We start from the raw sequence: 9616 nt of genomic DNA, 5'->3' as shown, positions 1-9616 counted from the left end.
CCTCAAGCAGCGCCTCGCGCCCGGCGAGACCATGCAGCTCCCGGACGGTGCCGGCTCCATCACCTTCGACGGCGTCGAGGAGTGGGCCATGCCGCTCACCTTCCGGCGGCGGGTACCGTCCACGGGCCCTGCGGCCCGGTCCAGCCCTGCGGCGGTACCGGCGGGGTCTGCTCACGCTCCATCAGGCCCCGTCGGCGCATCCGGTTGAGGACGAAGACGTTGCCCAGGTGCATGGCGCCGAGTACCAGGAGCACGACGCCGATCTTCGGCGAGAGCGCGTCGAAGAGTGCGCGGGCGTTCTCGATGGTGTCGGTGTTGCGCAGGTAGAGCGTCACGAAGCCCAGGTTCACCAGGTAGAAGCCGACCACCAGCAGGTGGTTCACGGCGTCGGCGAGTTTCTCGTTCCCCTTCAGGACGTCCGCGATGAAGATGCGCCCGTTACGGCTCAGTGTGCGCGCCACCCAGACGGTGAGCGCCACGCTGACGACCAGATAGATGATGTACGCGACCACGGTGAGGTCCATGCCCCAGCCCCTTTGAACGTGTTCAACAACCCGTTGTCATGGACTGTAGACCTCTTCTTGAACATGTTCAAGAAGAGGTCGGAATGGTCGCGGGGCTGTCTCCGGTGTCATCGCGGGGATCCGTATCGGCCAGTCGTGCGAGGTGGCCCGGGCCGACGTCCGCGCCCGGACGGTCGGCATCTCAAGGTGTTCCGGACCGGCCCGGGGTGCCCCGGGCCGGCGAGGGCGAGGGGGCTGCTCGGTTTATTTCGATTTCGAATAATTTGTTATCGGGATACGACAGTTCACGGTCGTCCCGGCGAGCGCGGACGCGGTGAGGGAGCTCGTCGCCGCAGGCGTACGATTCCGCCATGCAGCCACGCGACCGGGTCGACAGTCACATAGAGCGGTGGAAGCCGGTACTTCCCGGACTCGATTCCGACGTCGAGGGCGCGGTGACCCGCATGCAGAAGATCACCGCACATCTGCGCCGGGTCCGGGAGCAGTCGCTCGCCGACGCCGACCTGGACCGCCCGGAGTTCGAGACTCTCCACGAGCTGGCCGGGCGCGGCGGCTCCGCCGCCCCGTCCGAACTGGCCGCCGCCCTCGACTTGGCGCCCGCCTCCGTCACCGGCCGGCTCGACGTGCTGGAGGGCCGCGGCTACGTGCGCCGCACCCCCTCCACCACCGACCGGCGCAGGGTCGTCGTGGAACTCACCCCGGCCGGCCGGGCCGTCTGGATGGGAACCATGGACTACCTCGGCCACGAGGAGACCCGGCTGATCGGTGTGCTGGACGCCGAGGGGCGCGTCCAGCTCAACTCCCTGCTGCGGCGCGTCCTGCTGGCCGCCGAGCAAGGGCCGGACGCCCCCGGCGCCTGAGCGGCGAGGGGCGGCACGGAGTGGGGCGGGCGGGTCAGACGCTCATCGAGCGTGCAGTGTTGACCTGTGACATGACCATCGGGAACGTGTTCGCGTCCCGCGCCGGGATCATCGTCGAGTGGTGACGGCCGCCGCTGGTCACCGTCACCTGCACGAAGCCGGTGGTCTTCTTCTCCTTCATCAGGAGGAAGAGCAGACCCACCAGGCAGAGCAGCGCGAAGACGATCGCCAGCACGATCGCCACCGTGGGTATCTTCTCCTCGGTGCGTGACATGTCCGTCGCCGTCCACACCGCGCCCTTGAGGGGCATTGTCCCGGACGGGGTGACGACCGAGTCGTTCATTATGGCTATGTCACCTATGCTCAGCATCGGCCCGCCGCCGTAACCCTGCTGCGGGACAGGGAAGTTGCCGCCCTGCGTCGGCTGCTGCCCCGGCCCCGGGTAGCCGTATCCCGGCCCCTGCTGGGCCGCGGACTCGGGCAGTGGCTGCGGATAGCCGTACGCCGGCGGGCCGCCCGCCGGGTAGCCGTACCCCTGGCCGTCCGCCACCGTTGGCGGATTGGCGGGCTGTTGGGCCGGGCCCCACTTGTAGGCATCGTCCGCGTACGGATTCGGCTCGCTCACCATGTCCCCGATTCATTCGTCCGGCGCTGCGCACACGACCGTACCGTTCCGGCCCGGAAAACACCCAAGAGGCCCCGTCCTCCGCCGCTTTCGCGTGCGGTGGACGGGGCCTCCCGTCGGACCGTTCGGATCAGAAACGACGCGTGATCAGCGCGCGCTTCACTTCCTGGATGGCCTTGGTGACCTCGATGCCACGCGGGCAGGCGTCCGTGCAGTTGAACGTCGTGCGGCAACGCCACACGCCGTCACGGTCGTTGAGGATCTCCAGCCGCTGCTCCCCGGCCTCGTCGCGCGAGTCGAAGATGAAGCGGTGCGCGTTGACGATCGCCGCCGGGCCGAAGTACTGGCCGTCGTTCCAGAACACCGGGCACGAGGACGTGCACGCGGCGCACAGGATGCACTTGGTGGTGTCGTCGAAGCGCTCGCGGTCCTCGGCGGACTGCAGACGCTCGCGGGTCGGCTCGTTCCCCTTGGTGACGAGGAACGGCATGACGTCGCGGTACGCCTGGAAGAACGGGTCCATGTCGACCACGAGGTCCTTGAGGACCGTGAGGCCCTTGATGGCCTCGACCGTGATCGGCTTCTCCGGGTTGATGTCCTTGATCAGCGTCTTGCAGGCGAGCCTGTTCTTGCCGTTGATCCGCATCGCGTCGGAGCCGCAGATGCCGTGCGCGCAGGAACGGCGGAACGTCAGAGTGCCGTCCAGCTCCCACTTGATCTTGTGAAGGGCGTCGAGGACACGCTCCTTCGGGTCGATCTCGATCTGGAAGTCCTGCCAGACCGCTTCCTCGGAGACCTCCGGGTTGAAGCGGCGGATCCGGATCGTGGCGGTGATGTACGGGGTGTCGGCGAAGCCCGGCTCGGGGGCGCTCGTCTTCTCCAGGGTCGGGGTAGCCATCAGTACTTACGCTCCATCGGCTGGTAGCGGGTCTGGACGACCGGCTTGTAGTCGAGCCGGATCGACTCGGTGCCGTCGGCCGCGACCTCGCGGTACGCCATGGTGTGGCGCATGAAGTTGACGTCGTCGCGGTTGGGGAAGTCCTCGCGGTAGTGACCGCCGCGGGACTCCTTGCGGGCCAGCGCGGAGGTCGCCATGACCTCGGCCAGTTCGAGCAGGTTGCCCAGCTCGACGGCTTCCAGCAGGTCCGTGTTGAACCGCTTGCCCTTGTCCTGGATGGACACGTTCAGGTAGCGCTTGCGCAGCTCGGCGATCTTGTCGACCGCCGTCTTGATCGTCTGCTCGGTGCGGAACACCATCACGTTGGCGTCCATGCACTCCTGGAGCTCCAGGCGGATCGCCGAGACGCGCTCGGTACCGGTGGAGTTCCGCAGGCGCTCGACCTGGTCCACGACCATCTGTGCCGGGTTCTCGGGAAGCTCGACGAAGTCGTTCTCCGCGGAGTACTCGGCGGCGGCGATGCCCGACCGGCGTCCGAAGACGTTGATGTCGAGCAGCGAGTTGGTACCCAGACGGTTGGCACCGTGCACGGACACGCACGCGACCTCGCCGGCGGCGTAGAGGCCCGGGACGACGGTCGTGTTGTCCGAGAGCACCTCGCCCATGACGTTGGTCGGGATGCCGCCCATGGCGTAGTGCGCGGTCGGCTGGATCGGGATCGGGTCCGTGTAGGGCTCGATGCCGAGGTAGGTACGCGCGAACTCCGTGATGTCCGGGAGCTTCGCGTCCAGCTGCTCCGGCGGGAGGTGCGTGAGGTCGAGGTAGACGTGGTCGCCCTCGGGACCGCAGCCGCGGCCCTCACGGATCTCCGTGTAGATGGAGCGGGACACGACGTCACGGGACGCGAGGTCCTTCATGACCGGCGCGTACTTCTCCATGAAGCGCTCGCCGTCCTTGTTGCGGAGGATGCCGCCCTCACCGCGGGCGCCCTCCGTCAGCAGGATGCCCATGCGCCAGATGCCCGTCGGGTGGAACTGGAAGAACTCCATGTCCTCCAGCGGCAGCCCGCGGCGCCACGCGGCGGCCTGGCCGTCACCGGTCAGGGTGTGCGCGTTCGACGTCACCTTGAAGAACTTGCCGGTGCCGCCGGAGGCGAAGATGATCGCCTTCGCCTGGAAGACGTGGATCTCGCCCGTGGAGAGCTCGTACGCCACCACACCGGCGGACTTCTTCACGCCGGTCTCGGGGTCCTCCTGGAGCAGGAGGTCCAGGACGTAGAACTCGTTGAAGAACTCCACACCCTCCTTGACGCAGTTCTGGTACAGCGTCTGGAGGATCATGTGGCCCGTGCGGTCCGAGGCGTAGCAGGACCGGCGGACGGGGGCTTCACCGTGGCTGCGGGTGTGCCCGCCGAAGCGGCGCTGGTCGATACGGCCCTCGGGCGTGCGGTTGAACGGCAGGCCCATCTTCTCCAGGTCGAGGACGGCGTCGATGGCCTCCTTCGCCAGGATCTCGGCGGCGTCCTGGTCGACCAGGTAGTCGCCGCCCTTGATCGTGTCGAAGGTGTGCCACTCCCAGTTGTCCTCCTCCACGTTCGCCAGCGCGGCGGCCATGCCGCCCTGCGCCGCGCCCGTGTGGGAGCGGGTGGGGTAGAGCTTCGTCAGCACCGCGGTGCGGCTGCGCTTCGTGGACTCGATGGCCGCGCGCATACCGGCGCCGCCGGCACCGACGATGACGGTGTCGTACTTGTGGATCTGCATGATTTCCTCTGGTCCCTCTGGCCCGGCGCCTAGCGGATGTTCGGGTCGAAGGTGAAGATCACCAGCGTGCCCAGCAGGACGGTGAAGACCGTGGCGGTGTACAGGAGCATCTTGAGCCAGAAGCGGGTGTTGGCCCGTTCGGCGTAGTCGTTGATGACCGTACGGAGGCCGTTGGAGCCGTGGAGCATGGCGAGCCAGAGCATCGCCAGGTCCCAGACCTGCCAGAACGGCGAGGCCCACCGGCCCGCCACGAAGGCGAAACCGATCTTGGAGACGCCGCCGTCGAGCACCAGCTGGATCAGCAGGTGGCCGATGACGAGGACGACCAGCACGATGCCCGACAGGCGCATGAAGAGCCAGGCGTACATCTCGAAGTTGCCGCGCGTCGACTTCGGCGTCTTGCCGGTCCGCTTGCGCGGGGGCTCGATCACCGGAGCCGGGTGGTCGACGTCGTACAGGCTCACGCCTTCGACGTCACCGATCGCGGAGGAGGTCTCGGTCGACATGGGCCTCAGCTCCCGAAGATTTCACGTACGGCGTGACCGAGGACGGGGTACAGGGCCCCGACCATCAGCACGATCCAGATGCCCAGCACGGTCCAGAGCATCTGCTTCTGGAAGCGCGGTCCCTTGGACCAGAAGTCCACGGCGACGATCCGCAGACCGTTGAGCGCGTGGAACAGGATGGCGGCGACCAGGCCGTACTCGAGGAGCGCGACGATCGGGGTCTTGTAGGTGTTGACGACGTCGTCGTACGCCTCGGGGGAGACACGGACGAGAGCGGTGTCCAGGACGTGTACGAACAGGAAGAAGAAAATGAGGACACCGGTGACTCGATGAGCCACCCAGGACCACATGCCTTCCCGGCCGCGGTACAGCGTTCCAGCCGGCACGGAAGAACCCTCCGGGAGCGGGGATTGGGGTCGGCCGGCTTGACTGTCGGTCTGACCCGGCCGGGTACGGTCCACCGGCCCCGGCCATGGTAGCGACGCTTTGTCGGTTCGTTCGCGCCGGGGCCCTCGCTGTGATCAAAGAGGCAATCGATCAGCCACGGACGGGCTAGGGGTTTCGCAGCCCGCACCCGTGTCCGGCGCCGTGCCCGAGGAGGGCGCCGTCACCAGCTCGATGATGCGTTCCCGGGCGAGCCGCCGCATCTCCTCCGCGGTCAGCGAGCGCTCCTCGTCCTCGTCGTGGGCCAGCCGGGCCCTGATGCCGGCGAGCACCTGGTCCACGTGGTGGGAGGGCCGGTGGCCGTCCAGGCAGATCACGAAGGGGTACCCGAACTTGGTCACGTACGCCGCGTGTGCCGCGTGCAGCGCGAGACGCGCCGCGTGGGGCGCGTCCTCGTGCAGCGAGGGCGCCGCCTCGCCGGCGAGCGCTTCGGCGACATCCGTGGGAGACAGGTCGTAACCCGCTTCGTCCGAGGCGGCGAGCAAGGAGTCCAGATCGGGATACGGACGGTACGAGGCCACGCGGTGCGCCCACCGGGTGCTGCCGCAGCACTCCAGCAGGGCGGCCTCCGCCACCAGGAACGGGGCACCGTTGAACCGGGCGAGTCCCGCGAGGCGGGGGTCCGGCGGGCCTGCGGTGCCGGCCGGGTCCTCCGCGGCCGTGGCCGGGCCGGCCGGGTCGGCGGGGCAGCGGTGCGGTGGGGCGGGCGCGGGGACACGGTCGCGGACGGCACGGCCCGTCCGGCCGGTCTGCCGCACCTGCTCCGGCAGACCGGTGGTGGGCTCGCTGGACCTGGACAGCGTGAACTCCTCGGACGAATGAACACCGGTGACCCTGGAGAGGGGTCGGGAAGGCAGCGAGGTCGCGCGGGGGGACGAAAGTGAAGGGAGTGGCGTATGTGCCGCAACGGTAGCGAGATCAGACGACACCCGTCCGGCGGAACCCAGAAAACCACCCGAACGAGAGAGTTTCGGAACGTTTGAGTGACATTCCGTCCGGTCGTCGTGTCCCTCGATCGGGCTAAGTAAGGCCCGGAGGCCCCTCTCCGTGCCCCGGCGCGCTATCTCTGCGTCGTGCGCATCTCCCTCCCGCCCCGCCCTCCACGCCCCCCACGCCCCGGAGGTTCCACCCCCATGTCCCCCTCACGCGGCACGTCCCCTTCACGCGGCGCCCTCCTTGCCCGAGCCGCCCTCACCACCGTCGCCGCGCTCGCCCTCGTCTCCTGCGGTTCGGGTGACGGCGGCGGCTCCGAGCCCACCGGGGACGCCGCGTCGTCGGCGCCCGCCATATCCCCCTCCCCGTCGCCCACCCGCAGCTACCCCCTGTCCAAGGCGCCCCGCACCATCCCGGCCGTACGCGAGCACACCGCCGCGCGCGGCCCCGGCTGGAAGCCCGCCTCCTCGGGCGCGGTGGTCGTCGCGGACGGCAGCGGCGCCCTCGCCGACGAGGCCCGGCTGCTCGCCGGGGAGCTCGAGCTGCACTACCGGGGCGAGGCGACCCCCCGTACGGGTGACGTCGAACTCTCCCTGGACAAGGGAGCGAAGACCGGCGCCGAGTCGTACGAGCTCACCGTGCGGGACGGGCGGGTGACCATCAGCGGACCCGACGAGGCCGGCGTCTTCTGGGGCACCCGCACCCTCAAGCAGTCGGTCGAGGCGGACGGCACCTTTCCCGAGGGAGTCGTCAACGACCGTCCCGACCGGCCGCAGCGCGGACTCAACCTGGACATCGCGCGCAAGCCGTACAGCGTCGACTGGATCGAGAGCCGACTCCGTGAACTGGCGGACCTCAAGATGAACCAGCTCGGCCTGCACTTCTCCGACGACCAGGCGTTCCGCATCGAGTCCCGCTCGCACCCCGAGGTGGTCTCCCCGGACCACCTGAGCCAGGCCCAGGTGAAGCAGATCCTGGCGCTGGCGAAGAGCCTGCACATCGAGGTGGTCCCCGAGATCGACTCGCCCGGACACCTCGGCGCCGTCCTGCGGGCCCACCCCGACCTCCAGCTCCGCAGCGTCTCCGGGGCGGCGTCCAAGGGGTCCCTCGACATCTCGAAACCGGGGGCGGCGAAGCTGATCGACGAACTGCTCGACGAGTTCAGCGGCCTCTTCGGGGGCACGTTCTGGCACCTGGGCGCCGACGAGTACCAGGCGCTCACGGTCCCGGACCCCGATGCCTCGTACCCGCAGCTCCTCGCCGCCGCCCGGCAGAAGTACGGCGACGGCGCCACCATCGAGGACCTCGCCACCGGCTGGCTCAACGACCGCGCCGCCGTCGTCCGCCCGAAGGGGATGACCGCGAAGGCGTGGAACGACGGCCTCTTCAGCGGCGGCACTGTGACTGCCGACAAGCGGATCGAGATCGAGTACTGGACGGGCAAGGAGATCGGCGCCCGCGAACCCGAGGCGTACCTGAGCGAGGGGCGCCCGGTGGTGAACCTCAACGACGAGTTCCTCTACTACGTGCTCGGCCAGCCGAACACCTTCGTCTACCCGACCGGCAAGCGGATCTACGAACAGTGGACCCCGCTCGTGCTGCGCGGCACCCGGCCGGTCCCGGCGAAGTACTCCGACCAGATCCTGGGCGGCCGGTTCGCCGTCTGGGGCGACTTCCCGAACGCGCAGACGCAGGCGCAGGTGGCCGAGGGCATCCGGCTGCCGCTCGCGGCCACGGCCCAGAAGCTCTGGGTACCGGGGAAGCCGGCGCTGAGCTGGGCGGAGTTCACCGCGCTGGCCTCGGAGATCGACGGACGGGGGTGAGGGGCGACGAGGGCCCCGGGGGCCCCGGAGGTCCTGGGAATGCCGGGGGCCGGGGGGAGCCCCGGGGACGAGCGGAATCGGAATCAAGCCATCCGACCGTCGGGGCGGGGGGGGCGGCCACCTCGGGTCCTCCTGGTTTCCTCCCGGATTCCTCCATCAATATCGCGCCGAGCCGGAGTCATTTTTCCTACTTTCTGGGATTGTTGTGGCTGGTGGGGCGCTCCGGCGGTGCCCTGGCGGGCGTTTCCTGCCGACGTGCGGTGACGTATTCGCGCCACACGGCGCTGTACGCGACAACGAAGACCGTGGGGGTACGTCATGAACCTGTGGGATCTCATCGCCCGCGCCGATGCGCGTGCACTGGCCGCGAGCGGCCTCGCCTGCCTGGACCGCTGTCTGCCCCCGGCCCCGGAGGGCGAGGGTCCGGAACCGCTGCGCCCGCTCTGGGCGAGCTGCGAGGACGGCACCGCCTGGGCCGCCCGCCTCACCGCCGCGCGCGAGACCGTCGCCGCCCTGGACGAACCGGCGGGTGGCGGCGCCGGTGACGGAGTCGGCGAGGCGCCCGACGAGTCCCTGGCGCGCATCCGTGCGGTACTGGACGCCGCCCCGGAGACCTTCGAGGCGGGGCCCCTGCGCGCCTGGGCCGACGCCTGCTCCCTGCTCTCCCTGGAGATCCACCGCCGCGCCGACCAGCCGCCCGCACCGGGCGCGGGGGCCCCGGCGGCGGACGCCGCGGGTGTGCGGGAGGCGCCGGAGGGCGGTGAACGGGAGGCGCTGGAGCTGCTGAGGATCGGCTCCGCCGGGGCCGAGGCCGACGCGGGCCCGCTCGTCTCGGGCGAACTGCGCCGCCAGCGGGAGCTGCTGGAGATCCTCGCCGAGACCGCCGGCTCACCCGGCAGCGGCGCCGGGCTGCGACGGGCGCTCGACCATTCGACGGAGGGCCGCCGCGTGCTGCGCGCGGTCATGTCCCGCCGGGCCCGCAACCAGGCGTGAGCGGCGCCCTGGCGTGGGGGTGCCGACTTCCCGGCATCCGCCTCGGCGCCCCCGCGCGCTGGAAGCGGCTGCGAGGCCGTCTCGGTCCCGGGATCCCGCAGACCGCGAGTCTGCCCGAGGTCGAGCGTGAGCGGACCGCGGTGGTCGGCGCGGCGCGCCACCACCGCGAGAACCGCGGCCTGTTCGACCAGCACCCGCACGCCGAGACGCTCTTCATGACCGGCAGCGCGAAGGGCTTCCGGGAGACCGC

General features: G+C 69.9%; 10 protein-coding genes. 3 read left to right on the top strand and 7 right to left on the bottom strand.

All coding sequences use genetic code 11. The features are described 5' to 3' along the window. Window positions 1–95 precede the first annotated feature (95 nt). Entirely contained in the window at window positions 96–524 is a 429-nt protein-coding gene (locus tag ACWD3D_RS06945) for a hypothetical protein (RefSeq protein ID WP_451459870.1), read from the bottom strand. Between the two features lie 350 nt (window positions 525–874). Between ACWD3D_RS06945 and ACWD3D_RS06940 the strand changes: the two genes are divergently transcribed. After that, window positions 875–1384 (top strand): MarR family winged helix-turn-helix transcriptional regulator, encoded by a 510-nt coding sequence (locus tag ACWD3D_RS06940; protein ID WP_451459869.1) that lies wholly within the window; start codon window positions 875–877, stop codon window positions 1382–1384. Window positions 1385–1418: 34 nt separating this feature from the next. Here the strand turns inward: ACWD3D_RS06940 and ACWD3D_RS06935 are convergent, their stop codons facing one another. The 6 genes from ACWD3D_RS06935 to ACWD3D_RS06910 form a co-directional block, all read right to left on the bottom strand. Beyond that, window positions 1419–2009 (bottom strand): hypothetical protein, encoded by a 591-nt coding sequence (locus ACWD3D_RS06935; protein ID WP_451459873.1) that lies wholly within the window; start codon window positions 2007–2009, stop codon window positions 1419–1421. Window positions 2010–2139: 130 nt separating this feature from the next. Next, window positions 2140–2907, bottom strand: coding sequence for a succinate dehydrogenase iron-sulfur subunit (locus ACWD3D_RS06930; RefSeq protein ID WP_328719773.1), 768 nt, complete (start codon window positions 2905–2907; stop codon window positions 2140–2142). After that, on the bottom strand, window positions 2907–4667 hold the full coding sequence (gene sdhA / locus ACWD3D_RS06925) for a succinate dehydrogenase flavoprotein subunit (protein WP_451459868.1): 1761 nt from the start codon (window positions 4665–4667) through the stop codon (window positions 2907–2909). The genes ACWD3D_RS06930 and sdhA overlap by 1 nt, the downstream gene beginning before the upstream one ends. Window positions 4668–4696: 29 nt before the next feature. Continuing rightward, window positions 4697–5173, bottom strand: coding sequence for a succinate dehydrogenase hydrophobic membrane anchor subunit (locus ACWD3D_RS06920; RefSeq protein WP_327177609.1), 477 nt, complete (start codon window positions 5171–5173; stop codon window positions 4697–4699). A 5-nt stretch (window positions 5174–5178) separates the two neighbouring features. Beyond that, the gene (gene sdhC, locus ACWD3D_RS06915) at window positions 5179–5559 is read right to left on the bottom strand and encodes a succinate dehydrogenase, cytochrome b556 subunit (RefSeq protein WP_327177610.1); all 381 of its coding nucleotides are present in this window, start codon (window positions 5557–5559) and stop codon (window positions 5179–5181) included. Window positions 5560–5694: 135 nt separating this feature from the next. Then, entirely contained in the window at window positions 5695–6375 is a 681-nt protein-coding gene (locus ACWD3D_RS06910) for a 2-oxo-4-hydroxy-4-carboxy-5-ureidoimidazoline decarboxylase (protein WP_451459867.1), read from the bottom strand. Window positions 6376–6750: 375 nt separating this feature from the next. Between ACWD3D_RS06910 and ACWD3D_RS06905 the strand changes: the two genes are divergently transcribed. Further along, entirely contained in the window at window positions 6751–8373 is a 1623-nt protein-coding gene (locus ACWD3D_RS06905; RefSeq protein ID WP_451459866.1) for a family 20 glycosylhydrolase, read from the top strand. Window positions 8374–8691: 318 nt separating this feature from the next. Continuing rightward, complete coding sequence (locus ACWD3D_RS06900) at window positions 8692–9366, top strand: hypothetical protein (RefSeq protein WP_451459865.1); 675 nt, start codon at window positions 8692–8694, stop codon at window positions 9364–9366. Window positions 9367–9616: the final 250 nt, after the last annotated feature.

Source organism: Streptomyces sp. NPDC002690, from assembly GCF_053592415.1.
This window is presented reverse-complemented; position numbering and strand designations above follow the sequence as displayed.